This is a genomic window from Vibrio sinus, assembly GCF_023634645.1.
Classification (GTDB): Bacteria; Pseudomonadota; Gammaproteobacteria; order Enterobacterales; family Vibrionaceae; genus Vibrio; species Vibrio sinus.
Map to the genome: position 1 here is coordinate 122,319 of NZ_JAMKMR010000003.1, position 26,843 is coordinate 149,161.

The 26,843-nt window shown below is 41.9% G+C and carries 24 protein-coding genes and 1 pseudogene; 13 read left to right on the forward strand and 12 right to left on the reverse strand.

The window, feature by feature from the left end:
• Positions 1–139 precede the first annotated feature (139 nt).
• The 3 genes from M9194_RS04500 to prfH all read left to right on the forward strand — a co-directional run bounded on the left by M9194_RS04500 (position 140) and on the right by prfH (position 3,519).
• Positions 140–1,489 (forward strand): Nramp family divalent metal transporter, encoded by a 1,350-nt coding sequence (locus tag M9194_RS04500; protein WP_250611364.1) that lies wholly within the window; start codon positions 140–142, stop codon positions 1,487–1,489.
• A gap of 255 nt (positions 1,490–1,744) precedes the next feature.
• Positions 1,745–2,899, forward strand: a complete 1,155-nt coding sequence (locus M9194_RS04505; RefSeq protein WP_250611366.1) for an RNA ligase RtcB family protein — start codon at positions 1,745–1,747, stop codon at positions 2,897–2,899.
• Positions 2,896–3,519: a peptide chain release factor H gene (gene prfH / locus M9194_RS04510; RefSeq protein ID WP_250611368.1), complete on the forward strand. Its 624-nt coding sequence runs from the start codon at positions 2,896–2,898 to the stop codon at positions 3,517–3,519. The genes M9194_RS04505 and prfH overlap by 4 nt, the downstream gene beginning before the upstream one ends.
• A 484-nt stretch (positions 3,520–4,003) precedes the next feature.
• Here the strand turns inward: prfH and M9194_RS04515 are convergent, their stop codons facing one another.
• The gene (locus M9194_RS04515; protein ID WP_250611370.1) at positions 4,004–4,585 is read right to left on the reverse strand and encodes a hypothetical protein; all 582 of its coding nucleotides are present in this window, start codon (positions 4,583–4,585) and stop codon (positions 4,004–4,006) included.
• A gap of 239 nt (positions 4,586–4,824) precedes the next feature.
• Positions 4,825–5,862, reverse strand: a complete 1,038-nt coding sequence (locus M9194_RS04520) for an MBL fold metallo-hydrolase (RefSeq protein WP_250611372.1) — start codon at positions 5,860–5,862, stop codon at positions 4,825–4,827.
• Between the two features lie 134 nt (positions 5,863–5,996).
• Between M9194_RS04520 and M9194_RS04525 the strand changes: the two genes are divergently transcribed.
• Together M9194_RS04525 and M9194_RS04530 are read left to right on the forward strand one after the other, a co-directional pair.
• A complete protein-coding gene (locus M9194_RS04525) occupies positions 5,997–6,608 on the forward strand; it encodes a TetR/AcrR family transcriptional regulator (protein ID WP_250611374.1) in 612 nt (203 codons plus the stop codon).
• A 119-nt stretch (positions 6,609–6,727) separates the two neighbouring features.
• Positions 6,728–7,438, forward strand: a complete 711-nt coding sequence (locus M9194_RS04530; protein WP_250611376.1) for a substrate-binding periplasmic protein — start codon at positions 6,728–6,730, stop codon at positions 7,436–7,438.
• Here M9194_RS04530 and M9194_RS04535 read toward each other — a convergent pair.
• Positions 7,435–7,818: a carboxymuconolactone decarboxylase family protein gene (locus tag M9194_RS04535; protein WP_250611378.1), complete on the reverse strand. Its 384-nt coding sequence runs from the start codon at positions 7,816–7,818 to the stop codon at positions 7,435–7,437. The two genes, M9194_RS04530 and M9194_RS04535, sit on opposite strands and share 4 nt — an antisense overlap.
• A gap of 101 nt (positions 7,819–7,919) precedes the next feature.
• On the opposite strand from M9194_RS04535, the gene M9194_RS04540 reads away from it, so the two are divergent.
• Together M9194_RS04540 and M9194_RS04545 are read left to right on the forward strand one after the other, a co-directional pair.
• Complete coding sequence (locus M9194_RS04540) at positions 7,920–8,828, forward strand: LysR substrate-binding domain-containing protein (RefSeq protein WP_250611380.1); 909 nt, start codon at positions 7,920–7,922, stop codon at positions 8,826–8,828.
• A 69-nt stretch (positions 8,829–8,897) separates the two neighbouring features.
• Positions 8,898–9,797 carry a DMT family transporter gene (locus tag M9194_RS04545; RefSeq protein WP_250611382.1) on the forward strand — a complete coding sequence of 300 codons (900 nt, stop codon included), beginning with the start codon at positions 8,898–8,900 and terminating at the stop codon, positions 9,795–9,797.
• 23 nt (positions 9,798–9,820) lie between these two features.
• Here M9194_RS04545 and M9194_RS04550 read toward each other — a convergent pair whose 3' ends face one another.
• From M9194_RS04550 to M9194_RS04565, 4 genes are all read right to left on the reverse strand, one after another.
• Positions 9,821–10,489 (reverse strand): LA_2272 family surface repeat-containing protein, encoded by a 669-nt coding sequence (locus tag M9194_RS04550; protein ID WP_250611384.1) that lies wholly within the window; start codon positions 10,487–10,489, stop codon positions 9,821–9,823.
• Positions 10,490–10,961: 472 nt separating this feature from the next.
• On the reverse strand, positions 10,962–11,714 hold the full coding sequence (locus M9194_RS04555; protein ID WP_250611386.1) for a prephenate dehydratase domain-containing protein: 753 nt from the start codon (positions 11,712–11,714) through the stop codon (positions 10,962–10,964).
• 36 nt (positions 11,715–11,750) lie between these two features.
• Complete coding sequence (locus M9194_RS04560; protein WP_250611388.1) at positions 11,751–12,110, reverse strand: YxeA family protein; 360 nt, start codon at positions 12,108–12,110, stop codon at positions 11,751–11,753.
• A 162-nt stretch (positions 12,111–12,272) separates the two neighbouring features.
• Entirely contained in the window at positions 12,273–12,821 is a 549-nt protein-coding gene (locus tag M9194_RS04565; RefSeq protein WP_250611390.1) for an outer membrane beta-barrel protein, read from the reverse strand.
• Between the two features lie 475 nt (positions 12,822–13,296).
• Between M9194_RS04565 and M9194_RS04570 the strand changes: the two genes are divergently transcribed.
• The 3 genes and pseudogenes from M9194_RS04570 to M9194_RS04580 all read left to right on the forward strand — a co-directional run.
• Positions 13,297–13,935, forward strand: a complete 639-nt coding sequence (locus tag M9194_RS04570; RefSeq protein ID WP_250611392.1) for a DUF4360 domain-containing protein — start codon at positions 13,297–13,299, stop codon at positions 13,933–13,935.
• A 108-nt stretch (positions 13,936–14,043) separates the two neighbouring features.
• The gene (locus tag M9194_RS04575; protein ID WP_250611394.1) at positions 14,044–15,414 is read left to right on the forward strand and encodes a lytic polysaccharide monooxygenase; all 1,371 of its coding nucleotides are present in this window, start codon (positions 14,044–14,046) and stop codon (positions 15,412–15,414) included.
• Positions 15,415–15,514: 100 nt separating this feature from the next.
• A pseudogene (locus M9194_RS04580) lies at positions 15,515–17,299 on the forward strand (glycosyl hydrolase family 18 protein); the annotation flags it as partial.
• A gap of 142 nt (positions 17,300–17,441) precedes the next feature.
• Here M9194_RS04580 and mscS read toward each other — a convergent pair.
• The 3 genes from mscS to M9194_RS04595 form a co-directional block, all read right to left on the reverse strand.
• Positions 17,442–18,275 carry a small-conductance mechanosensitive channel MscS gene (gene mscS, locus M9194_RS04585; RefSeq protein ID WP_250611396.1) on the reverse strand — a complete coding sequence of 278 codons (834 nt, stop codon included), beginning with the start codon at positions 18,273–18,275 and terminating at the stop codon, positions 17,442–17,444.
• A 152-nt stretch (positions 18,276–18,427) separates the two neighbouring features.
• Positions 18,428–19,507 carry a M23 family metallopeptidase gene (locus tag M9194_RS04590; RefSeq protein WP_250611398.1) on the reverse strand — a complete coding sequence of 360 codons (1,080 nt, stop codon included), beginning with the start codon at positions 19,505–19,507 and terminating at the stop codon, positions 18,428–18,430.
• Between the two features lie 356 nt (positions 19,508–19,863).
• Positions 19,864–20,199, reverse strand: a complete 336-nt coding sequence (locus M9194_RS04595; RefSeq protein ID WP_250611400.1) for a DMT family transporter — start codon at positions 20,197–20,199, stop codon at positions 19,864–19,866.
• Between the two features lie 324 nt (positions 20,200–20,523).
• Between M9194_RS04595 and M9194_RS04600 the strand changes: the two genes are divergently transcribed.
• Positions 20,524–21,027 (forward strand): phosphatase PAP2 family protein, encoded by a 504-nt coding sequence (locus M9194_RS04600; protein WP_250611402.1) that lies wholly within the window; start codon positions 20,524–20,526, stop codon positions 21,025–21,027.
• 127 nt (positions 21,028–21,154) lie between these two features.
• Here the strand turns inward: M9194_RS04600 and M9194_RS04605 are convergent, their stop codons facing one another.
• Together M9194_RS04605 and M9194_RS04610 are read right to left on the reverse strand one after the other, a co-directional pair.
• Complete coding sequence (locus M9194_RS04605) at positions 21,155–21,856, reverse strand: winged helix-turn-helix domain-containing protein (RefSeq protein WP_250611404.1); 702 nt, start codon at positions 21,854–21,856, stop codon at positions 21,155–21,157.
• Positions 21,857–22,143: 287 nt separating this feature from the next.
• The gene (locus M9194_RS04610; RefSeq protein WP_250611406.1) at positions 22,144–23,103 is read right to left on the reverse strand and encodes a C40 family peptidase; all 960 of its coding nucleotides are present in this window, start codon (positions 23,101–23,103) and stop codon (positions 22,144–22,146) included.
• Between the two features lie 356 nt (positions 23,104–23,459).
• Between M9194_RS04610 and M9194_RS04615 the strand changes: the two genes are divergently transcribed.
• Positions 23,460–24,233, forward strand: coding sequence for a DNA/RNA non-specific endonuclease (locus M9194_RS04615; RefSeq protein ID WP_250611407.1), 774 nt, complete (start codon positions 23,460–23,462; stop codon positions 24,231–24,233).
• Positions 24,234–24,646: 413 nt separating this feature from the next.
• Complete coding sequence (locus M9194_RS04620; protein ID WP_250611409.1) at positions 24,647–26,800, forward strand: glycoside hydrolase family protein; 2,154 nt, start codon at positions 24,647–24,649, stop codon at positions 26,798–26,800.
• Positions 26,801–26,843: the final 43 nt, after the last annotated feature.

Sequence of the window (26,843 nt, forward strand, 5' to 3'; positions counted from 1 at the left end):
TGACAGCTCGACAAGTGGCGCTCAATAGGACCTGACGATTGAATAAATAGGGTCAAGCAATCGCACATAAATTGAAACATCTTACCTTTCGTGATACAAGTGATAATAGTTATCATTTACGTTTTTCTTGGAAGATGAGATGCACGATACTAGCTTGAGTTTGCCTGATATCAACAATACGGTTTCCATTCCGAAGAAAAAGTCGAGTTTCTTAGCAAATTTCATGGCTTTTTCTGGGCCCGGTACCCTTGTCGCTGTGGGATACATGGACCCAGGTAACTGGATCACCTCCATACAAGGTGGGGCGCTATATGGTTACCTATTGCTGTCAGTGATCTTGATTTCGAGTTTAATTGCTATGCTGTTACAAGCGATGTGCGTGAAACTTGGCATTGTAACCGGCATGGACCTGGCGCAAGCGACAAAGAGCCGCGTTAGCAAGCCTGTCGCTAGAGTATTATGGTTCACCACTGAGCTTGCCATTATGGCAACCGAAATTGCAGAAATAATCGGTAGTGCCGTCGCACTAAACTTACTGTTCGATATTCCTTTGTTATTAGGCGTTTTAATTACGATTGCCGATGTATTTTTGCTGCTTTTATTGACCAAGTTTGGCTTTCGGAAAATTGAATCTTTTGTCTTTGTCTTAATCATGACGATATTTGCGATATTTGCTTATGAAGTTGCGCTAGCACAGCCAGACTTAGCACAGGCAATGAGTGGATTTATCCCACAAAAAAGCATCTTTACCGCTAATGTGACCGGGTACGATTCTGCTTTGTTGATAGCACTGGGCATTGTTGGTGCAACGGTCATGCCTCACAACCTCTATTTACATTCCTCGATTGTTCAAACCAGAAAATACAATAGAAACAGTAACAAAGATCTTCAGAGAGCGGTCAAATATGCCACTATCGATTCTAATTTACAATTGGGCTTTTCTTTCATTATCAACTGCTTGCTATTGCTTTTAGGGGCATCACTATTTTTTGGTAAAGACCCAGATCAATTTGGTCGATTTGTGCAGTTATATGATGCATTGCAACAGCCGGATATTGTCGGTCCAATTGCAAGTGGCACACTGGCAACATTGTTTGCCGTTGCCCTGCTTGCCTCTGGTCAAAATGCAACGATTACGGGGACTTTGAGTGGTCAAATCGTGATGGAAGGTTTTTTAAATATAAAACTGCCTATGTGGCTGCGCCGTTTAATCACGCGATCCATTGCAGTGCTGCCAGTCGTTGCATCTATCATCATTTGGGGCGATCGTGGTGATGTTGTGGAAAGTTTGCTTATCTACTCTCAAGTCTTTCTTAGTTTGGCTTTGCCTATTTCTATGATCCCTCTGATTGCCATTACATCAAAAAAAGAAATTATGGGCGAGTTCGTCAATGCTAAATCTACCACGGCGCTAGGCTGGCTATTAGTCTCAATATTAACCTTGTTAAACTTACAGCTTATCTATGAGACACTTAGTGGTGTTTTGTAGAACGAGGGGGCATGCTCAAAGTGGCTGGGTATGTGCCCTTTTTTTCGTTGCAATCCACGAATCAATCCTTTACTATGCGCCCGCTTAACTAACTCAACACACTGCGAAGGAGGTAAAAACATGAAAAATACAATGCTACCCTTTGCAGGTCTTGCCCGCTAAAAACTGGAGCGACTTAACTGTTCTAATTTGCCTTCGGTCAATCGGCCTGCCAATACGTTTATCGTTTAAATCCTATTTTAAGGAATTGGTATTATGGGCAGATCCGTCCAAAACATTACTAATAACGTTAGTCTCATCGCGTCTGATAATACGTGGATTGAAGGACTAGCTATACAACAACTTATTAAAACGTCTCAATTGTCCGGCATGATGCAGGTAGCTGGTATGCCAGATTTGCATCCAGGTCGAGGCTACCCGATAGGCGCAGCCTTCTTTGCCAAAGATAAAGTCTACCCAGCATTAGTGGGTAACGATATCGGCTGTGGTATGTCGTTGTGGCAAACCTCAATGAGCTTGTCCAAGCTGAACCTGGATAAGGTTGAAAGGCAACTAAAAGATATAGAATTGCCACTAGATGACAGTTGGCAAGAACTTATCAACACGCGAAAGGCGGACAAGCAGATTGCTTCTACTTGTTTTGATCATGCTCTCGGTACGATTGGTGGAGGAAACCATTTTGCAGAGTTTCAATCTATCGATGAAATTTATGATGAGTCTGCACTAACAGAGATGCATTTGGACAAGAAAAAGCTGCAACTTTTGGTTCATTCTGGGTCACGAGGGTTAGGGCAATCTGTCTTAACCGATCATGTGACTAAGTTTAACCATGATGGACTTGAGTCTGGAAGCGTGGCGCTTGATGAATACCTGTTAAAGCACGACGAAGCCGTGCGTTGTGCTGAGTTAAATCGAGAGCTGATAGCGCGGCGTTTTTTAAAGGCGACTCGAGCAGACGGGACCTGTCAGATTGATATCAACCATAACTTGGTTACCGAGACATGGATTGATGGACGCAAAGGTTGGTTACATCGAAAAGGGGCGACACCAAGTGATAAAGGTTACGTTGTCATCCCCGGCTCTAGGGGTGACCACAGCTATTTGGTTAAGCCGAGACTCAATTGCTCAGATGCACTTTACTCACTCGCGCACGGGGCAGGTAGAAAGTGGAAACGGGGTGAATGCCAAGGACGATTAAGCCATAAATACAAACGTGATGATCTTTATCGTACAGAGCTAGGAAGCCGAGTTATTTGTGGGAATAAAGAATTACTCTATGACGAGGCACCCCAAGCGTACAAAAAGTGTCTGACTATCATTGATGATTTGCAAGAGGCTGGTCTTGTAGATGTCGTTGCTAGGCTACGTCCGGTGCTTACTTTTAAAACAAATGGAGGCTGCTCAGTATGATTTTACTACAGTTGTCTTCTGGTCAAGGGCCATTGGAGTGCTGTCAAGCCGTAGGCCTAGCGCTTAGAGTGTTTGAAAAGGAATGCAGATCTAAAGGTGTAGAATTCGAGGTTGTTGATTCGATACTAGCCGAGCATAAAGGTTGCTTTAAGTCATTAACCGTTCACATAAAAAATGAAAACACACTTGGCCGAACGCTTGTGCAGTCTTGGCATGGGCCCATGCTTTGGGTGTGTCAAAGTCGTTTTCGTTCAAAACACAAAAGAAAAAACTGGTTCTTTAGTGGGTCTGTTTATGACATTCCGGAATCAAATATTAATGGTGAAGTAACGTTTCAAGCTTGCAAAGCCTCTGGTGCAGGCGGGCAGCACGTTAATACCACTGATTCTGCAGTTCGTGCGACTCATCAAGGAACTGGCTTGAGTGTCAAAGTAGCGAGCCAACGTAGCCAACATGCGAATAAACGATTGGCGTACGCTTTATTGATGCAAAAGCTGGAAGATAACCAATCCCAACAAGCCTCTCAGCAAGATAAATTGTGTTGGCAACAACATAAAAATCTACAAAGAGGCAACCCAATTAAAACGTTTAAAGGCGAGAAGTTTATTCTTTGCGAATAATCTTTCGTCGCTGGCAATTTCCAGTGGCCGCTACCAACAGAAGCTCACCGTATGTGGGTGGTTGGCCAGTGTGGAAAATATTTATACCAAGATAATATATATACCCAAGTTACCTCAAGATGCAGAATTCAGAGCGATGTGAGTGGCCCAATTTAAGAAAAAGGTCTGCAGGAATGGTCATCCATTTCAAAGGCCTTTGACGCGAAAGTGGGCCACTCACACCGCTCCCAGAGGGCGAGTAGATAAGGCTTCACTGCGTTGTTAGGGATGTTCAACGTAGAATGACTATGTCTCACACCCCTGCCTAGCATTGAAGCCTTATCTATCTCGCTGAAACTCGCATCTTGAGGTAACTTGGGTATAGACAATAGGTCTAAGTTATTAAATAAGGTTAAGCCAAGCCACGTAAGTCAGTGTGGCTTAGCTTAATTTTGGTTATTTTAGGCAGTTAACATAAATTACATAGGAGGATTCTTTATGTATTTTACCCACTGAAAGTTGACGGAAATGCAGTTGTTCCATAACTGTACACTATTTCTCCATTTGAAGTGAATGCTGATAGACCAGTAACAATGTGATTTCGGTCTAACACGAGTTTATCATTGCTATTCAATACTGGTGAAAAGCCGATAAAGTTGAGAAATATATTCGAGTTACTCCCCGGTATCATTTTGGATGCAGAGTTAATGTCACCCAGCTTCCCACAGAAATTAAAGTCACTACAATATTCTGAAGGACCATCCATCACAATGTCGTAATAAGGGTTATTAGAATCATCAAAATTAGCTTTGAATTTTATTTCTAGTTTTTCAAAGCCTTGGGCTCGGCCAACACTACTTGGAATACTAAAGGTGACGTGCTGTCCACTATCTATATTTAGCGGGACAGAAGCTGAACTATTCTTGGCTGAATAATCTAAACGCTTTAAAGGAGGAAGATTATTTAGTGTTATAACAATATTGTCCATATTGATTTGTGTTTGATTAGATAACGTTATAGTTCCTGCATAAGCATTAGAAAGTGCTAATAAACCAACTGTAGATACAAATATTATTTTTTTAATCATAGTTAAGATACTTTGCTGTTAAATTAATTGACTGGGATAGTGGTCAGACCATATGTTATGTGGAAATAACATTATGAATTCTAGGGCATATAATTCAATGCGGATGAATTAAAAGTTAAATATTGTTTAATTTGACCAATATGATGGATTTCAGTTAGTTACCTTATCACAAGCATCGATACAATTATGCTATCTCTCATAGACGGGACCTTCAGGATTCGGTTTTTCCTAAATACCACCTATAGTTCTGCTGCTGTTAGATTTTCTCTAACACGAATTTCGAGCATTTCTCTCCACCACCGACTTGTCTCCAGTGACCTATCTAACGTTACCTCCTGACCGAACTTTGGAGTGAGTAAACTTACATTGTTCTCATTGGCTAGAGCGAGGATGCGCTCTAGTGGCTCAAACCAAGTGTGAAAAGACAGATCAAATGTGCCATTGTGGATGGGTAACATATGGTGTCCACCAAGATCCAAATGAGCTTGCAAGCTTTGCTCTGGCATCATATGCACACTGCTCCACATGTCGTTATAAGCGCCAGTTTCAATTAACGTAATATCAAACGGTCCATATTCATCGCCAATTTGTTTGAAACCGTCGAAATAGCCACTATCACCGCTAAAAAACACACTTTTATTGCTACTCTGTATAACCCAGCTAGCCCATAGCGTTTTGTTGCCGTCGCGAAGGCCTCTTCCCGAGAAGTGTTGTGCAGGTGTTGCGACAAAGTTGATACCGTCAATAGTGACACTCTGCCACCAGTCGAGTTCAATGATATTGCCTGAGCTGACTCCCCACCTAACTAAATGTTGCCCTACACCCAGTGGGGTGACGAATTTTTTTACTTTATCCTTCAATATATTGATTGCAGATTTATCTAAGTGATCGTAGTGATCATGACTGATAACGACGACATCAATATCTGGAAGTGCTTCGGTGCTGATTGGACTTTGATGAAATCGCTTAGGGCCCATCCATTGGAAGGGTGAAGCGCGATAGCTGAATACCGGGTCGGTTAGAATTAACTTTCCATCCAACTGCATAAGTACAGTCGAATGGCCTAAACGAAATATACTGTTGTGCTGTTTGTCTAGCTGAGCTGGTTGTATGGGCAAAACAGGTATTTGCGACTCGGGCTCTCGACCTTGGCGCTCAGCAGTAAAATAGGCTCGACTTATCTGCCACAAGCTTGCTGATGGATCTTCATTGTTAGGGTTTGGCGCGTTTACGAATTTGTTGTGAATTCTATTTGAAGCAACCTTGTAAGATCTCATAACTGTCCACCTTCTAAATCGTTTAGTTTTATTTCACAAAAGTAAACTATACTGTGCAGTTTACTTTTGTGGAATTGAAAAGTAAACCCATCGGTGTAGAATTAGTGAAAACGAATTTAAATTGCTAACAAAAAATGAGTGAAAAAAAGAAAACTCGCAGTGAAATAAAGCGAGAAGCGATCATTAACGCCGCTACAACTGCTTTTAAGGATTTTGGAGTGCAAGGGACTAGCATGGAAAAGCTAGCTCAAATAGCAGGTGTCTCTAAGCGGACGGTCTACAACCACTTTGCGTCCAAAGAAGAGTTAGTGATGCACTTGTTGGCGGAGCTTTGGCAAAGAGCGATCGTCGATAGGGAGGTGGAGTTTCAAGGCACCATTAGTTTACAAGCCCAGTTGTCCGAGATTTTGCTTGCAGAGCTTGAGTTCATTGGGTCGAGAGAGTATTTGGATCTTGCTCGGGTCGCGTTTGGCTATTTATTTTATAATTCAAACGAGTTGCAAAAGGAGTTTGAAAAAGTCTCTAAACAAGAAACGGTGATTCATCGTTGGATTAAAGCCGCTAGGACTGAAAATCAACTCAAAGAGCTCAACGTAGAGTTTGCTAACCGTCAACTGCATAGTTTAGTGAAAGGTGCTGGTTTCTGGCCTCAGTTAATGGGGATGTGCGAAGAGCTGTCGAAGGAAGAGATGCAAGAGATCGCACAAGAGTCGGCAGAAATGTTTCTTGCTCGATATGCCGCCTAAACTTAGTTAACCAAAACTATTGAGATTGTTTGCGACAACTGGCGACAACAACTAGCTTTAGTATAAGGTTTTGCGCACTTTGGGCTGTTATGTTGTCTTGGTTAAAATGGTTGTTATTCGTGTTTCTCACATCTGTTACGGTCCAATCGTACGGCCAAACCATTGTCGCAACGATTGGAGAGTACCCGCCTTATACCTCTAAAACAGATCCAAATGCACGACTCGCAGAAGAAATCGTCATCGCTGCGTATGAAAGCTCAGGTTATCAGGTCAAGCTCCGGCGTGTACCTTGGAAAAGAGCGATGGAAGAGGCTAAGGCGGGTAAGGTCGATATTAGCTTCGGTTGGTTTAAGACAGAAGAAAGAGAAAAACATTTTTATTACTCCGACCCTTTATATCCGATTGAAGAGGTCTTTTTTTACCATAAAGACAGTAACTTCACTTGGTCGGACATGAGTGATCTCGAGAATTATAATATCGGTGCTACTTTAGGCTATTCACATGAAGGCGTGTTGCGTGGCGCAGGTTTGACGGTAGATGTTGCTAAGACAGATGCACTCGCCATCCAAAAGGTTTTTCGAAGGCGAGTGGATGCTACACCAATTGATGCTCATGTTGGTTATTATATTCTCGCTGAGTTTCCTCAAGAAGTGCGAGATGTAATTACCCACAATGACAAACCTCTACTGAGGAACCATCAATATGTTATAGCGGGTAAAGTAAAAGGGGAGTACTCTGCTAACCTGATTGAGCAGTTCAATACTGGCTTGCAAACCATACGTGACAACGGCACTTTTGATAAAATTTTATCGAACTACACACAGTTTTAATGGTTTCCGCTTCGTTCTTCCAATACCTGTTTAAAGGCAAACATTCCATTGATCGCTGCTGGAAATTCCGCATATCCCGCCATTTGCAAAATGACTTCCTTTATTTCCGTTTCGCTGCAACCAACGTTTAATGCAGCATTAAGGTGTACGGCAAGTTGAGGCTGGCAATTACCCAATGCGGTAAGCGCGGCCACCGCTGCGATTTCTCTTGATTTGAGATCCAGCTCTGGTCGTGAATAGATGTCACCAAAACCAAACTCTATAATGTTCTTGGCAAGATCTGGACAAATTTCTTGAAGACTTGCGATCACTTTTTCTCCTGCTTCGCCATCAATTTTGTTTAGTTGCATTAGGCCAATATCAAATCGAGATGCGTTCATTGTTTTTCTCCATCGGGTTTCGTTGAAAAAGAGTATGATGGGTTTACGATTGGCTTTCTATACTTCATAATCTACATGGACTATTTAGCTTAAGAGATATAATGATGCGTGATGGAGAGTATGCCGAATTCCGAGCCTTTCTTGCGGTTGCGGACAATGGCAGTTTCACTTTGGCTTCTAAGGTGCTTAGGGTAACACCCTCTGCGCTGAGCCAGATCATTAAAAGGCTTGAACAAAGGGTTGGCGTTCAGCTTTTCAATCGAACCACACGCAGTGTGAAGCTTACGGAAAGTGGATCGACACTGTTTAAAAGAATTTATCCCGCGTTTAATGAGTTAAACTCAGCGATTCAAGATATCAAATCACATACCAATGAGTTGTCAGGAACGGTGAAAATTCATAGCACCTCAACGGTTGCCGAATGTATCCTAGCACCGACGATAGCGGGCTTTTTCAAGGCATATCCTAATATCAAGCTCGATGTTGTGGTCGAAGATGCTGTGGTTGACCTAACTCAGCAGGGTTTCGATGTCGGATTGCGGCTCGGTGAGTATCTACAAAATGACATGATTGCTTACCCACTTAGCGGGAAACTAAGAATGGCTGCTGCGGCTTCACCAGATTACTTGGCCGAGTATGGTATACCAGTGCAACCCGAGGATTTGCTTAAACATAACTGTATCAACTGGCGTTATATGGCTGAAAAGTACGTATATCGATGGGAGTTCTTTCAGCAAAGTCGCTGGAAAAGCATCAATGTTGATGGCTCACTGACTTCTACAAGTCGAGAGTTAGCGCTCTCTACGGCCATTCAAGGGGCAGGGATTGTATTTTGGACAGAAGATAAGCTTGCCTCATACTTTGCAGATGGAAGTCTCGTCCGAATCCTAGAAGAATACTGCCCAGAATTTGATGGATGGCATATGTACTACTATCGTCGGCCTCATATGCCGAAACATGTGCGCACCTTTATAGATTATATGAAAGATTCATATCCACCTATGAATTAATAATTATTCTATCACCCTGTTTTATATGATACTTTCTTTGCTCTTTTTGTTACTTACCTAAGGGCTATGATGTTAAAGAAGTATCTGCTGTTGTTCGGTATTGGTTTGATCTGGGGATCTCAGTTTATTTTTCAAAAGGCTGCTTTAACCTCTTTTTCCCCAGAAATTGTCGGCGCGGGCAGGGCTATCGTCGGGTTTATAACCTTATCCATTATCTGTTTGATCATGAATCTTAAACCAAGGTCTAAAACGTCTTGGTGGCTATATATGTTGATTGGATTTTTAGAAGCAACGGTGCCGTTTGTGTTGGTTCCATGGGGGCAACAGTATCTATCTTCGGCGATAACTTCAATTCTGATCGGTACTATCCCGTTTTTTGTGGTTTTGTTTACACCATTCTTAAATGCAAATGATAAAGTCACAAAATCTAATGTGATCAGTCTTATTGTCGGGTTTATTGGCATTGTCGTGCTATTTGCCCCTGACCTACTAAAAGGTGGAAGCGCGTTTGATTATCGAGGGCCACTGGCAATATTGGCGGCTGCGGCCTCATTTGGTTTAGCGTTGCTGCTGCTTTCAAGATGTAGTGGTGAACAGCCCATCATAGTCGCGAGAAATGTATTAGGATCGGCAAGTTTTCAGCTACTTCTTGTCTCTTTGCTTACGCAAAGTGTCGTGCCAGGTGTGATAACTACTAAGTCCATTGTTTCCATATTATATTTAGGGATCATGTGTGCAGGCGTGGTATACCTACTATATATGATGCTGATTGTTGCGGCAGGCCCAGTCTTTACTTCGCTGACGAATTACCTGGTACCAACGTTTGGAGTATTTATCGGTGTGCTGTTCGCGCATGACTCGATAAGCATTTACACCTGGAGTGCGTTAGTCATCATTTTGCTGGCTGTTGCGATCAACCAAAGGCCAAGTAGAGACAACAAACTTGTTGCGGATTCTGGGGCGCATTAAGCCCCAGAATATTCTATAGAGTATTAGAATCGAGCGTTAACAATAGGCAGCACAGGAATATTCTTGCTGACAACTGTGCCTGATGTCTCCACATTAATCAGGCCAATTTGGACACCTTCGTCGATACGACTTGTCGCATTAAACAAACCAAGCTGCAAACCAGTAAGTTCTTCAGCATAGTTTGCCAAGCCCAGTTGCACGCCTTTTTGTTTTCCACCAGTATAGTTGACCAGACCTAAGCTAGCACTAGAGGCATTATTATCATTCCAGTTAACTAAACCAAATTGAGCGCCAGTGAACTGTTCACCTGTATAGTTAAGTAGACCAAAACTTCCGCCAGTAGCGGTATTGTCGTTCCAGTTTGCCAAACCAAATTGAGCGCCTTGCATATCAACACGGTTGCGGTTCACATCAAGAAAGCCAAGTTGGAAGCCTTTAAATTCCTTAACATCAGAGACACCAAGTACAGTGTAGTTAAATCCTGTCACTTTATCGGTACGCCCATAAAACAGTGCCACTCGCGCCCCACTCACATTACCTTCACCCCAGTTTGTACCAGGCAAAGACAATTGAAGTCGAGTCTTATCGATTGAACTTTCTGTTACTTTTGTTTGCTCTGGTGAGTTAGTTGCCGCCATTGCTGTTCCCGACAGAGAGACGAGAGCCAGAATCAACACTATTTTAGAATTCATTTTTCTTACCTATACAGTACAATTTCTTTCTAGGCTGGAGTCAAATACACAGATTTACTCCAGCCGCTAATTTTTTGCTAGTAAACATAAAATCATTTTTGTATTTACTTATGTCCCGATCAATTTGGTGATTACTCTAGCGTTTATTTTGAGCATTAATCTCCGTAGCGAACTCAAAGTGCAAATGAATCATAAGTGTTCAATGTGCCGACCGGGCTCTATCCGTTTGAGGGGGCGAATATTACCTAAGAATAAGAAAAATGTTTGTCCTTAATTTGTAATGAAATGTCACGCTTGCTATCTAGTATTGAAACCATATCTATATCGCTGAAGCTTGCATCTCGAAATAGTTTAGATATTAAAGGACAAACTTTTAGGCACTTTGGTCTATTCTTTGTGAGTTTCGAGTGAAATAAAAGGGCCCACCATTGCGATAATGAGGGCCTCTGGCCTGATTTGAGTTGTTAAAGCTTTAAACCTGTGGTTCAGGTATTGAATTGACGGACAGTTTTATTCCTTGTTCAATGGCTGATGCCAATGCTTTGCGAGCGGCCTCATAACTAATCTTGGATTCTCTGGGCTCAACTTTCATAAGCATAAAGGTAGTTTTGTTATCTTTGTTGTCTTGGACACCTTTGTCGATGACGACAAGGTTGGGGTAGACATTTTTTAGGGCGCATGAGCCAATAGCGGCAGTTCCAGCCGAGTACTCGTTGTTTGCAACACGCCTTGCCGCTTCCGCTGTGCCATTGGGGACTTCTATTTCTTTCGGTACTGGAACTAGTGAGTTCTTCCATCGATTTATCTGCTTGAGCGCTGCCGGGTGAGAAGCGATCTGACTAATTGCTATGCCTTTCTTATTGTCTTTCTGATTCATCAACACACACATTTCAATCGGAGTTGTAATGTATGCTTTGACTTCCACGAGCTTGTAGAGTTGGAAAGCGTTGACTGTTGCTGGTACGAGTCTTCCATCGAGAGTACTGTTTTGAACGGCACTAAATGCAAGGGCGTTGTTGTTGACGGCTTGATGAAAAGTGTCTTCGGGTGTACCAGAAAAAATGATTTCTGATTTTAATTCTGGGCGAGATTCAAACAGTTTAGTAATGGCTGCATCATTAAAGCTGCCTTTAGAAGCTTGAGAAAAAATACGCTCACTTGATACAGCCATATTTGAAACTAACAGTGAAATCCCTAGTATGAAAGTGGTTTTAAAATTAACCATTGTTTATCCTTCTTGTCCTCCCGAAGGAGGACGGCATTAACAGCTGATATGCATATTACTTTTAACTACCATTGGGATGCTTGTACAAGATACTTGCTCCCAAGAAATCACTTCACCATTTGCACGTACGTAGACACGAAGGTGTTTGCTTGGTGTTAAAACTCTATCTGAGTTGAATGTCAGAAGTCTTTTGTCGTTTTTCTCAGAGTAGCCTTCTAATTTATACGTTAATCCCCAGTGAACCTCACTATTTTTAATAGGCTGATCGTCTGATATCGTGACATAGTATTGTTGACTGTTTATTCGCTTAATTTTTTTAATGACCTTATTTGAGTCAACATTAAAAACAACAGCGAGTAGCATAATAATAAATAACACATATATTGATTTTTTCATTTGTCCTCCTCACGTTGGGCACTAATGCACATGATGTTGAGCTGAAGAAATATGAGTTGAGTTAATTGGATATATTCTGAATGAGTCGGTACGAGTTTTGATAAACTGGAGGTGAGAGGGCCCAATGTAAAGACACGCCAGGCTCTCGCAACTTACGGATAATTAGAACTTGATATTCATTCCAGCAAATACAGCATCAGATTCAAAGTCATTTGCTAAGAAGAACTTTCGATATTCAACTCCCAGTCCTACAGTGTTAAATATGACAACTTCGGTTCCTACGCCATAGTAAGGGTGCAAGCCTCTATGTGTGTCCGTTATCTCTGTACCGCCTCTTGGTGTGTAGGTTTGTTTTACACTAGAGTAGTTGGCTCCGCCAACCGCATAAAGGTTTAGGAACGAAAGTGGCGAAACGCTCGCTTTGAGGCCAGTATATCCTGTTGAATAATCTACAACTTGCTTGTTACCCAGAAGGTTGAGTAACGCGGATACAGAACTGGAACCAGCCTCGAGGTTCGCATAACCTACCTCGACAGCTAAGTTGGGATGGAATTGATACGCGTAATCTATCTTACTTATAAAGTCAGCAGTACTAGACCAATTGTTAGGACCGTCAGTATTAGCCACTCCTAGACCCACCCCAATCTGGTGGGTTGCCGCATAGGAAGCGGAAGAGGCCATCATTATTAATAATATAAATGCTTTTTTCATATCGTTTACCTATATGTTTGTCGCGGCAAATTCTAATGCATTGCTAACATTTAAGTCCGTCACTGAATTGTATGGATTTGTCATTGTCATGTATCCATTGACCTGACATCCGTCGTATTGAAGTAACCTACGGCCATTGTATTAGTAATACATTCCTACAAAAGTAGAAGGTCACTTAAGTGAAAATGTCAAATTAGGCCCTTTACTTATGCTCCGTAGTAGGTTGCTTCGCATAAGGTTTAGAGTTTTCACCTTGGCGTGGAGTAAAAATTTGCCATATCTCACGAATGATAGAATTAATAACTATATTTTTTTCAAAAAATAAATGATACATACTACTAAAGGCTCATATTGTAAAACATCTTCTTTAAAGGTTAATTGAATATAAATAGATTCACCAAGAAAATATTTTAATTTAATTTTTATAATTATTGTGAATTAAATCAACAACATTTAGACCGCAAAGGAAGACAAAATGAAACGTAACGTTGCCACTTTAGCCTTAGTCATTATTTCTAATTTTCTTGTGATCCCAACAGTACTCGCTAGTGAAAAAATAGTTCACCTTAGCTCTGCGGAAGTCAGTGTGAAAGACTTGAAAACCTCGGGATCAGGGTGCCCATATGGTACGGTTTCCGGGACCATTGCGCCTGATGGGAAGTCGTTTGTTCTGGGGTTCGATGAATATACGGCGGAGGTAGGGCCTTCTATTCCGAGGCGTGAGAACCGCAAAACATGCCAAATTACTGCAGTTTTAGAAATTCCCAATGGGCTCGCGTTTACCATTGCAGATGTTAATTACAGGGGGTACGCCAGTTTAGACTCGAAAGTTAAAGCTCTACAAAGCTCTTCTTATTTCTTCGCTGGGAACAGACAGGAGTCTAGACTAAATACCGAATTTCATGGACCAATCGAGCAGAACTATACCATTAGTGATCGCTTGGGTTTGGAAAGCTTGGTTTGGTCTTCATGCAACGCGATGGAACCGGTGGTCATCAAAACAGAATTGAGAGTTGATAACCAGAGAAATCGTCGTAAAAGTGGCCTGATTACGTTAGATACCATTGATGGGAAAGTGACTCATAGCTATGGGTTGATGTTTAAAAAGTGTTAGTGAATGACGAGGTAACTAGGGTGAACCCTAGTTACTGTCGTTGCTTAAGTCTGAATCAACAAGGTGTAATCAAAGATAAACACAAGGAAAAATGGCTGGGAGGACACTATGAAATTACGCCGTTTCCCCAAAGTTACGTTATCAAGTAGTCAGATGGTTAGACAATTCTGGTTGATACTTTCGTTATTTACGAGTATTTCAGTTTCAGCTCATGGTTGGACAGAATATCCGATTGCAAGACAAACCTTATGTTACGATCAAGGCGGAATTTGGAACGGAACGCCTCCAGATCCTGCATGTGCGCAAGCACTATTAACGTCAGGTGCTTATCCATTCGTACAGCGCAATGAATTCGCGATAAATATTGCCGATTTCGACAACCACGAGGCGGTAATGCGTGCCATTCCTGATGGTACGCTTTGCTACGCAAACGATGCTCAGAAAAGTGGCATTGCAAGTACTATTGTACCGTGGCAGAAGACCAATATCCCTGTGGGTCGGTCTCAGTTAATCTTTAATGCGACTGCGCCACATAATCCCTCGTTTTGGAGAATATATCTGACGAAACCATCGGCGAATCTAACTCAGCCATTAGCTTGGGATGATTTGGAACTCATTAATGAATACGGCGATATTCCTGTGACAGAAAATAGGAAATATCTTATGGACATTACCATTCCAAAAGATCGTAAAGGTGCCGCCGTTCTCTACGTACGATGGCAACGGAACGATCCCGCAGGAGAAGGTTTTTACAACTGCAGTGACATCAATATTATTAATCGAGCAGGTATAGAGCTAATGCCATACCTATCACAAGGCTCAGCCTTTATTCCTGAGGAGATAACACTCCACTCGGTGGATGTTGGCGATATTGTTGAGTACACCGTTTTTCGTCAGCAAGGGCAACCACACAGCTATTTTGAGTTACTGATAACGGAAAAGAATATCAAGGACTGGGATAGATTAATTGCCGCTGATATTACTGGCTATTATCAGAAAAATCATGATGGTGATGTTGCCATTGGTTATTGGAATGAACCAATGCAACATTACATGTATTTTCAAGGTGATCCGACGCGTAATTCTTTCCAATCACGGGACTCCAGTTGGTATGGACGACTGACGATAAGAAATGCAACAAAACTCAAAGATAACTTTAACGTTAGGATAAGCCCTAAGTTGCTCACTAAACTCGAAGGTGCGCAAGTTGCGCAAGTTGCGCATGGCGAGCATCTGTACTTGTTTACTAATGCTGATGGCGTAGAGCCGAGTTTAGTCAGTTGGTCTCAAATTTCAGGGCCGACTGTGAAGACAACATTAGGCTCAAATCATCTTCTCATCATAGAAACAGCGTCTATAACTGCGCCGTTACCTGTCGAGCTGAGCTTTGTTTTATCTGCGACTTATCAGGGCGTTAGTAAAAAGGCAATCTACAGCTTTAGAGTGGTTGGGAATCCACTGAGGGCTATAAGGCCGTAGAGGTAATAACTCCAATTAGAGATGCTGTTTAAGGAGAGTCAAGGATCAGACTTAATTCCTGACTTTAGAAATCAATATATTCGAAATAAGAGTAGAAGAAATGAATCGAATGACTTTATATGCTGTGTATTTGTCGCTAGTTATTTCAGGTACGGCGTTGGCGTTGCCCACGGTCCCACGTGTAGACATATACGGCTCCAACAACCTCCAGTTTTCAAAAATTCAACTATTGATGGAATCGACGTCTGGTTACCATCAAATGGTCAAATATTTTAATAGCGCAGACGTGATGATTAAGTTTAATCAGTGGAGTGGCTCTACTGGGGATCACTACAAAGTGTATTTTGATGGCCTAGTGGTTGCGACAGGCACTATCTCTGGAAGACAAACTACTGCCAGCTTTCAGTATTCTAAAGGAGGACTTTATCAAATGGTGGTTGAAGCATGTGATGCTTCTGGGTGCAGTTCGAGTGAACCCGTTGAACTGGTGGTTGCAGACACTGATGGCTCACACCTGAAGCCGCTCGCCATGAATATTGACCCTAATAACAAGCGTTACAATTCCGACCCCAACACCGTTGTTGGGACCTATTTTGTAGAGTGGGGGATTTATGGTCGGGATTATACGGTGGACAATTTGCCAGTAGATAACTTAACTCACATTCTTTATGGGTTTATTCCAATTTGTGGTCCGAATGAATCTCTTAAATCAGTAGGAGGTAATAGTTATAACGCTTTGATGACGGCTTGCCGTGGTGTTCCTGATTATGAAGTGGTGATTCATGACCCCTGGGCAGCCTTTCAAAAGCCTTTCCCACAGGCTGGACATCGTTATAGTTCTCCAATTAAGGGCAACTATGCCATGTTGATGGCGTTAAAGAAACGTAACCCAGAGCTAAAAATCATCCCCTCTATCGGTGGCTGGACGTTATCGGATCCATTTTTCGATTTTACAACTAAATCTAACCGTGACACATTTGTTGACTCTGTTAAGAGATTCCTTTCAACATGGAAGTTCTATGATGGTGTTGATATTGATTGGGAGTTTCCTGGAGGAGGTGGTGCAGCACCCAATTTAGGAGACCCAGTTAATGATGGTCCAGCCTATGTTGCTTTGATGCGAGAGTTAAGGGTAATGCTTGATGAATTAGAGGCATCGACAGGCCGAACCTATGAGTTGACCTCAGCTATTGGCGTCGGCTATGACAAAATCGAAGATGTGAATTATAAAGATGCTGCGCAATATATGGACTATATATTTGCGATGACCTATGACTTTTACGGTGCTTGGAACAATGTTGTAGGTCATCAAACCGCCATTTATTGTGGCAAATTTATGCGCCTTGGCCAGTGTGATGGTACAGGGATTGATGAAAATGGCGAACCCTATCAAGGCCCAGCTTACACTTCAGATAATGGAATCCAGCTTCTTTTAGAGCAAGGTGCTCCCCCAAGCAAACTCGTATTGGGTGTGGCAATGTATGGGAGGGGGTGGGAAGGTGTAATACCCGATAGTCTCTCTAATCCTAGCGATCCAATGACAGGTGTCGGTGATGGAAAATTGAAGGGATCACCTATGCAAGGAGTATGGGAAAGCGGTGTCATTGATTACAAAGGAGTTAAAGCATACATGCTAGGGCCTAATCATCAAGGCATTAATGGTTTCGAGTACGGTTACGATGCACAGGCGCAAGCTCCATGGGTTTGGAATCGAGAGTCAGGAGCGCTAGTCACATTTGACGATGCTCGCTCGGTGAAGGCGAAAGGTGATTATGTTCGTCGGCTGGGGTTGGCGGGCTTGTTCTCTTGGGAAATTGATGCAGACAACGGGGATATTCTTAATGCAATGCATGAAGGACTTGGTAATAGCCCCGAAGTAGTGAACTAGGAAGGTGCGGATGCCGCACCTTAATTAATCTAGCCCATATCGAACTGGACAAAGCGATTCAGCGCCAATCTTTAGAGCGCTTGAATCGCTAAATAACCGAGGGATTGAAGATATGCGATATGATCTTGATTCCCTTGATTTAGCTTTCCGGTTTGTTGAGATGCACATCGAGCTGAGGGAAAGGAATCTCAATACCGGATTCATCAAGAGCAATCTTAACATCTTTGTGCAATGCAAAGTAAATTTCCCAGTAGTCTTCAGTTTTCACCCATGGGCGGACTACAAAATTGACCGAAGAGTCTGCCAATGCGACGACTTCAATAGTTGGCACTGGGTCCTTTAAAACCTTCTCATAGCTCGTCACCACTTTTGTTAACACCTCTTGAGTATAAATGAGGTCAGCGCTATAACTCACCCCAACAACCATATCAATGCGTCGGGTAGGTAGTTTGGAATAGTTCACAATGTTACCGCTAAACACTGAAGAGTTCGGTACAACGACCACTTTATTATCCGGAGTTTTAAGGACAGTGGAAAAAATCTGAACAGAGTCGACGCTCCCTGCTGTACCAGACACTTCGACGTAATCACCCGCTTTAAAAGGGCGAAACATGATTAGTAGAACTCCAGAGGCGAAATTCGATAGTGAGCCTTGAAGAGCCAGACCTATTGCTAGTCCAGCCGCACCAACAATGGCAACAAAAGAGGCGGTTTGTACGCCTACCCTGCCTAGAGCTGCAATAATAACAAATGCCAAGATAGCGTAGCTTACTAGCCCTGAAACAAAAACAACGATAGTTGGATCTAGGTTCCGGGAAGTCATGACTTTGCCTATGACTCTCGAAACAACCTTAGCAGCGATGAAACCTATGATAAGGGTGAGCACAGCGGCTGATATATTAACGACGTATTCTATTAATATTCCCTGATTATTGTTTAGCCAGTCATGTGAATCGGAAATGATGTCCTTCATTGAGTTTCCCTTCTATCTGTTTTTAAAGTTGCTCTGATTAATTAGAAGGTAGTCACAAAGCAAAACTTTGTCATCACTGCCAAGAAAAGAAGCTATTGTCCGAGATTCTTTGTGAATAATAGTGGAAATAGCTTCGACTTGATGACATTCAGCTAGCTCTCTGGATTATCCACTCGATACCAAAAACATCGCTTGATATTGGTACGATTATCAAACATCCAAGAATACTGACAACTGCTATCGTAACTATAGCGCCCAACATCCACGCGATAGGGGCCAAACCATACATTTTGTAATGACTGGAAACGGCCATCTAGTAATAGAGAAAAATGTAGGTGAGGTCCGGTGGATGAGCCTCCCTGGCATAACGCCTCATTTCTTTGAGTGGCGTAAGTACCTAAGCGGTCATTTTTTTCAACCCATGCTCTATTTTGTACCTCAATACCATCCATGTGGTAATAGTTAGTCGCCCAACCATCTGGGTGGGTGACTCTTAACTGGCAGCGAGAAAAGACTGAAACGTAGCCTTCGTGTGCTGCGGTGACACTGTAGGTTTCACCTCCCCAACGTGGCCAGTCGTAGGATACGTCAACGGAAGAGAGTGGAAAGCCAGAGCCTGTATGGGAATGGGGGCCATTTGGTACCCAACGATAGCCAATTCTCCAAGGCCACTGCATGTTGGGAGGCGAGCTTTGTGAATCACGTTCAACCATTTTGGGTTCACCGAACCATCTATGATAAACATCAAGCCACGTGGGCCACAGATCTGGTTGATTTAACTCAACCATAATCGCGTAGGTAGCCGCATTGTCACTAGAAAATGATTGTTCTTTAATGTGGTAATAATATTGTGATAAGTGGCTTGCGACTAGCTTTAGCTCTTCTGTGTAGTACTGTATCGATGCTTCGGTTGCAGGATCTTCAGGGGACCAGTCGTGGTTTATTGCTAGTGTTGTGAGTAGTACTCTTGGATCAATGCCCATAGCACCACTCCAATGTTGTAGGCTTTCTTCTAGCGCCAACCAGGTTGGGTAGTCTGAGAAATAATCCGCCATGATAAACGGATTTCGAATTGGTTGATAAACAAAGTTATCCTCGGGTATCGATGTGGTGATGTTTTGCTGACTCAGAGTATCAATGTCAATCCTACTAGTGTCGCTAACAGACACAAGCGAATGAGATAATCCTTGAATACTCCATAGCAAAGCAAAAGGTGTTATCAGTATTTTCATTATTTTCTCCAACCAACTAGTTTTAGTAAGCATTAAGTCGTTACTTTCGGGCTCGAGCCTATAACCGAGTAACCTCGCTCTGATTTACGAGGCTTGGCGTCACTTAAATAAAAGTTCTGATAGCATGACTATTTGGTTTTTTCCGAACCACTTTAATAGTCTAAGCAGGATAAAAACTTTTACTAAAATCAAGTAGAATGATGTACTGTAAACGTTTAATGACGGTATGGAGAATAAATGTGTACTCAATTGTATCATTATTCTAGTGATATGGTGAATGTTAGTCTATTTCTCCTAATAAAAACGCTTAACCTAGGCTTTATTGAGTTTTTCATTTTCAACAAAGCCTAATTCACTCAGTGAAAGACAGAGTTAGAGAATACTTGAATAATGATAATTCCTAGTGCAATAAAGCTAAGGCCGATTAAAGCTTGAGTATCTAAGTGCTGTTGGTAGACAAAAAAAGATATCGCAGATACTAAAAATATACCGCTACCAGCCCAAATCGCATAAGCGATACCGATATTCATGGTTTTTACTACTTGTGATAGACCGTAGAATGAAACCGAATATCCAATCAGCACCACTACACTAGGACCTAGTCGGGTAAATCCTTCGGAAGCTTTCATCATTGTTGTCGCGACAGTTTCAGCCAAAATAGAGATTATTAATATGAAATGGACACTTTGCATATTTATTTCTTTTAATTAGGAATACCTTATTCTATCGGGGTTAGATTAAAAATTTTGTCTTATCTTTGTAATAGACTGTCACATTAAACAATGTGGTTAATTCTGTTCAGATATGATCTTTAACATGTATTAAATTATATTAATTAGAGGCTTGTTCGTATGAGCCTTAGCCAATAACACTATGACAATACTTGGACAAATTAATGCAATTTAAATACTGATATAAATAACAATAAAAATAAGAATACTCGCCTTTTCTAATCAATAGGCGATGTTACATTGAAAAAATATTGTATATGGCTCTATGCTTCATTGAGCTTAATAGTGAGTTCCGCATTTGTACATGCAGGCTCTGATACTTTAAAACAATTTGGTGATGTTGCTCAGTTTGGTGTACCTCTGGCTGCGGGGTCTATCGCTATATTAAAGGGTGACGAGGAAGGCTTGTTTCAGTTAGTGGAGGGGGCAATGTATACGTCCTTAGCTACCCACGCGATGAAGGCATCTGTGAGCGCGCAGCGGCCTGATGGCTCTTCATATGATTCTTTCCCCTCTGGTCATACGTCTGCTGCGACACAAGGCGCAGCATTTTTGCAATTTCGCTATGGATGGGAATATGGTTTACCTGCTTACGCCATCGCTTCCGTTGTTGGGTATTCAAGGGTGGACGCAGATAGGCACTATTGGAGAGACGTCGGAGCTGGAGCCATTTTGGCTACAGGGATACAGTATGCAGTTACTAATATGGGTTACTCTATGACCAATGTTGTAATAATGCCATACTTCAAAGGGAAAGAAACCGGGGTGCATGCAAGGATAGAGTTCTAATTCTCTTTTGGGCTACCTGGTAAAGTGCGAAATAGTCGAGAGTAAGTACCGCCTGGTCTCAGGCGGCGCTTGTATATAGAATAACAACTATTTCGATTATTTAGGCTATTTATAGAATGTATTAACCTCATAATAAATCAGGTATAAACTTATACCCTTTATTCCGGACAGTGACAATATGCTTGGGCGTGGCTGATAGATCACCTAACTTTTTTCTCAATACCATTATCTTGCAATCAACCGAACGATCTAGACCGTCATATTCGCGTCCACGCAGACAGCTTAATAGTTGGCTCCTTGAGAGCACTTCATAAGGGTTTGATGCCAATTTCCAAAGTAGCTCAAATTCACTTATGGTTAATGGTATGGGCTGTTTGTGAAATTGACACACTTTACGGGTCCCATTTAAGTGGAGTTGGCCATAATTAAGAATGTTCGAGTGGCCAAGTTGGGGTACTTGCTTTAGCCTTCTAAGTAACGTCCGTATTCTAGCCAACAGCACTCGTGGTTGAATAGATTTGACGATAAAATCATCGGCTCCTAATTCCAAAGCGACTACGTGGTCATAGTCATCATTTTTCGCTGATAATATCAATATATTACCTAAATAGTTGCACCGAATCTGCCGACATACTGCTAATCCATAGTAGCGTGGCGGCATCAAATCGAGCAGTAAGGTGCCAGGTTGCTTTTCTATTATATCTTCAATGGCAATTTCGCTAATTTGATAAGAGGTGACATCAAATTTTTGGAAGGTGAAATAGTCTGACAATAATTGACGAAACTTTGGATCGCCTTCGATGATAAAAATCGAGTTATTATCTAACATAAGGCTTAAACTTTTTAGTGTTGAATTAAATATCGGTTAGTATTTCGCGGCTTGAGCCGCGTATGTGGGTTTTAGTTTTTGGGGTATCTATAGATTGGTAAACAAGTTAAAGAGCGGAAAGACAATAATAAAACACTGAATATAAGCCAGTGCCATGTGAGTGAATTTTTGAAATTCATGCAGGCTCGAAGAGTAGGGCAAACTAGCGCAGATCTGCGAGAGGTTTGACACTCTCGCAGTATGGATTTAGTGCTAGGAATCTGCGCTACAAGCGAGTTCGCACATATTTAAGGTTGAGGCTTTGTTAGTCGGCCAACTTTCACAAGATTTGGACTTGATTGAAGATCATGCGGTGTGACCATTTCAGGTGATACCAGACGGTTTGCACCAAGTGTTATTGAGTCTTCGTTCAACATGTCTAAATCAGGATATATTTCTCTGTACAGAGATTCAAGGTAATCAATTGCCCTATTAATTTCCTCATCTTTGTTGTCACCTGATCTCAGGGTAATGGTGGCACTGTCAGTTACGAAACTGTCCTGAGCGCTAAGCAGATCTAGGCTGCTTTCTCGACACCACTTCTCAAGCATCATGATTGTTTCATTAACTTCGTGCTTTCGAGTGATGTTTTCGGCCATATGCTCAAGTTCAAGCGCTGGTGAACCAATCACGCCTTTAATCGTTAAGCCATATTTCATTTCAGGTGGGGCTTCATAAAATGCTCGATAGACTAATTCCGAACACACTACAGCTTTCGTTTTCTTGGCCAGAAGTTTATTCAGAAGTATGTACATTCCAGAAATAATGGTGCGTGTGAATTTTTTACCGATATGAGTAATTGGCATTTTGCGTAGTACGATTAGTACGCCAACCAAATACAGCTGATTGGTTGCGTAATCTTTACCTAAATAACTACGTGCACGATCAATGACGGGTGATACTGGCCAGTCAGGTTGAGAAAATGGAATTCCCGAGTCTGATTTAAATCTATAAACATCTACATATTCTTGTGAGTCTACTTGATCCTGAAGGGACACAGCGTGCACCCCTGTATCTGGACCACCAGCTTGGATAATACATTCACCGTCAAAGAATGCCGCGTGACTGTAATCTCCGCCATCTATCTGTTTGATAAGCCAGGATATCCAGCTACGGTCACCGCCATAAGATAACAATACGTCACCAGCTTGAACCTCATTAATCTTAATCTCTTTAGTATTTTCTACGATCTGACTTTTGTTGTGCATATGAATCATCTCCAAATTTAGACTACGGGAGGTCCCATTGAGTAGCTTCATTCACGAAGCTGATGATATTTATATCACTTTGATTTCTAACGAACTGTAAGAGCTTGTCATTGCTTGTAGGAGGGTTGTATGGCTTTACTCAAGTAACCGATACAATCTGTATGCTCTATGGCCAAATTGCTGCAAGAAGTAACTTGGGGGAAATAACAAGCAAAATATAAGTTTTAGCTTAATAACTAGCCTGTCACATATATATCATTTGATTAACACTACTTGATGCGTCAATATCCCTTTCCTATTAGTTATTTTGCAATAACGGTATGACATATCGTTAATTTCATTAAAGGGACATAGAAATGAAACTGAGAACATTTGGCCTAGTTACTGCCATTGGGTTGACGTTTTCCGCTGGCGCGTATGCAGAAAACTGTTTGGATGGCTGCCCGACTGGGGACAATAACGGCCAAACGATCACACGGCCAATTTACACATTGAAAAACAACGCGAAGACAAAGTTCGCCGATTGGGTGGCGTATCATGTGACACAAAGTACGATCAGTGGGCCATCGAGGCATCGAGATTGGAAAACCGACCCGGATTTGAACTCAGCCAACACGTTGTCACCTAGTGACTATAAAGATGCTCATGCGGTCATTCATACCGACCGTGGCCATCAGGCACCGATAGCATCTTTTAGTAACTCGCCTGATTGGGAAATGACCAATTACCTCTCTAACATTACGCCACAAGCGTCAGACTTAAATGAAGGCCCATGGGCGAGACTCGAGGGAGCGGTCAGAGACTACGTTAAGCAAGGGCATGATGTGTACGTGGTAACTGGGCCTTTGTATGAAAGTTACTTCGCAACCTTACCTGATTCGAGCAAAACAGCGACTATTCCTTCTGGATACTTTAAAGTGATTGCGGAAAAACAAGCAGATGGTGTACACGCTTCAGCCTTTATCATGTATCAAGATGCCGGCAGAAGTGACAACTATTGTGCTTCTGAAGTCACTGTCAGCCAAGTAGAAACAAAATCAGGGTTAGACTTTATGCCGCAACTTTCTTCTAGCGCTAGCTACGAAATGAAACACAGCCTAGGTGGGCTTACGAAACAACTCGGCTGTTAAGTACTTTGAAAGTTATCTCTTCGATTCCTATCTAGCAAAAATGCGCAGCTTAACGTCCTATTAAGCTGCGCAATTTGAGTGTTATTTTTGAGCATCTATGTCAGAAAATCGTAATGACAATGTTTGAATAATAATCTTAAGTCACTTGAATGTAATGGTTTTCTAAATATTAAACGAGCAATCGTTTGAGTGATTAGTTTAAAATATTTCAATATGATAGTTTATAAATAAAGCGCGCCAAAACTTTTGTGTTTGGCGCGCTTTGTTTATATATCCAAATGACCGCAAGATGCGGTTTTCAGAGCGAATATCTAGAAGCTATTTGGGTATGGCTATTACCTAGAATTCTTATGCCTTTTCACAATTAGGTACTAGCTACTTTTTCAACTGTCTATATTCAAGAGAGAGATTTCATGAGCAAAATAATTGGCTCGATTGTATTCTTATTTTATTTCTTCATTTCTTTTCAATCGCAAGCTGCTCAAACTGTTGGACTAAATATCACTTATGTTAACCAATATTTAAATAGTCAAAAACAACATGGACAAGTTTTAATAAAAAATACCTCAGAAAACCCTTTAATTATTAATAAAATATTGCCAGATACTGCTGGCAATGTTAAACGCTTGAGTTCTAGCACATGCTTGAACAACCTATCTATTGGCGTAGGAGGGCACTGTACTATCGATTATCAATACACTTCTTCTAGGCCCATTACGACGACATGGGTTATCCAATACACCACTCAAAAAACGACGAGTACCAGCTACGCATTTACGGGGTTTACTTACAGTTCCAACGGGTTATACGGAGTGGATATGCCCGTGTATGTTGTCGGGAACCAAACATCGAACAATGATGAAGACAAAAGTGGCGTTTATACCGCGGATCGTATAGCGCAAGGTTTTGGTTCGGTAAAGGTGGTTATGCTACCTCCCACGGCCAGTCAATGGCCGATTAGTATAGATACCAATCGGTGGCTTTATGATTTTCTTACTCAACTGCGCCTAGACAACGTGAAAGTCACGCTGTTATTGGATAACTACTTTTCATCCGCATTCCAAAGTTGTGCGCAAAAGGCTATCCACTTTGATGATGCTTCTGATTATGAGTCCTGTATAAGCCCCAATTCTGATAGCAACTCAGTGAATGCGGTGAAAGAAGAAATTGACAGTTACAAAAGCTTATTGGGTGACAGTCTGACAGAAATTATCCTGAATAATGAAAGTGGTAATAACTATTTTATTAATGCAGGAGAGCAGGGAAGCGATGACAAACCTGTATATTGTGCAGACGGAGGAGGCTGCTACGCAAGAATCAAATCAGAACTATTTTTACTTGAAGCGGTAAAAGCATTTAAATCAGTATTAAAGCAACCAGGTTATTCCTCTATCGGGTTTGGTTTGGATATTGCGCCAACATTTAACTACGCGGGCTATATGGGGAAGTATACGCCTTGTTCTTATGTTGTGATGTCATCCAAGCCGATAAATCGAGCGACAAATTTTATTGGCTCCAGTCCATCGTTTAGTGTGGTTGATACTCGTACAGTAAATACATTGCCTGGAACGTTGAGCGATTGTGTCTACGGTGCAGACTGGAAAACGGTTGGTTTTCATATGGATGAACAGGCGTATGCTTTTCAACAAATTAGTGACGCTATCTCTGAGCTTGGCTCTTCTGGTTGGAACAAAAAGCCAACGCTGTTCATTAGTGATTATCCTTACTGGGCAAACACGCCAGTTGGACAATATGACAAAGAGGCGAGTACTATTTTTGACGCTGTCTCGAAGGCTGCGAGTCAAACAGTAACATCAGGCTCTATGGATTTTTCGGTCAGTGAAATTGGTTCGCCAAGTAACGAAGTGAACCCAGCAAGCAACGTGGGAGAGGATACTTCAACGACGAAAGGAATACAGGCGATTGATCAAAACCTGCAGCAAATGGCTGGATTTTTTGCCTCGCCTACATACCATCAACCGAGCAGTGTGTTCTATTGGCAAGCGTTTGATGATTGGGACAATAATCATGCTGGTAATAGTATGCCTGCAGCGAATAGCGTGAATGCTCATTGGGGCATATTTGATTCGCCTTCATCCAACGCACCGTATCAGGTGAAACAAGTCAACAATCAATTCATCCTATTTCCGAACTTGATGGACTGGAGTGGGCCAAGCGTGACTCTAAAAAGAGATGACAGTGGCAATCAAACGCTCACGTGGCGTCCTGTAAAGAACACAGCGATATATAACGTTAACCACAAATGGTTGGCAGGTGAGAAAGTCAACACGATTTCAGATCTTGAGCAGGTCACTATTGTCGATAGCAGTACTGGTCATCAACTGTATTCAACTTCGGTGAATTGCCAAGTCGGTAGCCTTAAATCGTGCCAAATTGTTTTGCCTACGCAAGTAAGTCAGTTGCTAGAAAAACATGAAAAGCTGGATATTTTGTTAACTTCTACAAAGTCTGCGCAGCATTCGGCGTCAGGAGATACGATTAACGCTTTATCTCAATGTGTCAGCCAGTCGGGTCATTGGAACTGCCACACATTAAGCACACGTTAATCGATTAGTGTTCAAACAACCCGAGCCTAAACCGCTCGGGTTG

Bases quoted from the DNA above. Each gene is read 5' to 3' on its own strand.
- M9194_RS04535 (WP_250611378.1), bottom strand. From the start codon at position 7,818: ATGAACGCATCTCGATTTGATATTGGCCTAATGCAACTAAACAAAATT.
- M9194_RS04505 (WP_250611366.1), top strand. From the start codon at position 1,745: ATGGGCAGATCCGTCCAAAACATTACTAATAACGTTAGTCTCATCGCG.
- M9194_RS04605 (WP_250611404.1), bottom strand. From the start codon at position 21,856: ATGTTAGATAATAACTCGATTTTTATCATCGAAGGCGATCCAAAGTTT.
- M9194_RS04550 (WP_250611384.1), bottom strand. From the start codon at position 10,489: ATGAATTCTAAAATAGTGTTGATTCTGGCTCTCGTCTCTCTGTCGGGA.
- M9194_RS04570 (WP_250611392.1), top strand. From the start codon at position 13,297: ATGAAACGTAACGTTGCCACTTTAGCCTTAGTCATTATTTCTAATTTT.
- M9194_RS04500 (WP_250611364.1), top strand. From the start codon at position 140: ATGCACGATACTAGCTTGAGTTTGCCTGATATCAACAATACGGTTTCC.
- M9194_RS04515 (WP_250611370.1), bottom strand. From the start codon at position 4,585: ATGATTAAAAAAATAATATTTGTATCTACAGTTGGTTTATTAGCACTT.
- M9194_RS04575 (WP_250611394.1), top strand. From the start codon at position 14,044: ATGAAATTACGCCGTTTCCCCAAAGTTACGTTATCAAGTAGTCAGATG.
- M9194_RS04545 (WP_250611382.1), top strand. From the start codon at position 8,898: ATGTTAAAGAAGTATCTGCTGTTGTTCGGTATTGGTTTGATCTGGGGA.
- M9194_RS04525 (WP_250611374.1), top strand. From the start codon at position 5,997: ATGAGTGAAAAAAAGAAAACTCGCAGTGAAATAAAGCGAGAAGCGATC.
- M9194_RS04590 (WP_250611398.1), bottom strand. From the start codon at position 19,507: ATGAAAATACTGATAACACCTTTTGCTTTGCTATGGAGTATTCAAGGA.
- M9194_RS04610 (WP_250611406.1), bottom strand. From the start codon at position 23,103: ATGCACAACAAAAGTCAGATCGTAGAAAATACTAAAGAGATTAAGATT.
- mscS (WP_250611396.1), bottom strand. From the start codon at position 18,275: ATGAAGGACATCATTTCCGATTCACATGACTGGCTAAACAATAATCAG.
- M9194_RS04560 (WP_250611388.1), bottom strand. From the start codon at position 12,110: ATGAAAAAATCAATATATGTGTTATTTATTATTATGCTACTCGCTGTT.
- M9194_RS04540 (WP_250611380.1), top strand. From the start codon at position 7,920: ATGATGCGTGATGGAGAGTATGCCGAATTCCGAGCCTTTCTTGCGGTT.
- M9194_RS04615 (WP_250611407.1), top strand. From the start codon at position 23,460: ATGAAACTGAGAACATTTGGCCTAGTTACTGCCATTGGGTTGACGTTT.
- M9194_RS04620 (WP_250611409.1), top strand. From the start codon at position 24,647: ATGAGCAAAATAATTGGCTCGATTGTATTCTTATTTTATTTCTTCATT.
- M9194_RS04520 (WP_250611372.1), bottom strand. From the start codon at position 5,862: ATGAGATCTTACAAGGTTGCTTCAAATAGAATTCACAACAAATTCGTA.
- M9194_RS04595 (WP_250611400.1), bottom strand. From the start codon at position 20,199: ATGCAAAGTGTCCATTTCATATTAATAATCTCTATTTTGGCTGAAACT.
- M9194_RS04565 (WP_250611390.1), bottom strand. From the start codon at position 12,821: ATGAAAAAAGCATTTATATTATTAATAATGATGGCCTCTTCCGCTTCC.
- prfH (WP_250611368.1), top strand. From the start codon at position 2,896: ATGATTTTACTACAGTTGTCTTCTGGTCAAGGGCCATTGGAGTGCTGT.
- M9194_RS04555 (WP_250611386.1), bottom strand. From the start codon at position 11,714: ATGGTTAATTTTAAAACCACTTTCATACTAGGGATTTCACTGTTAGTT.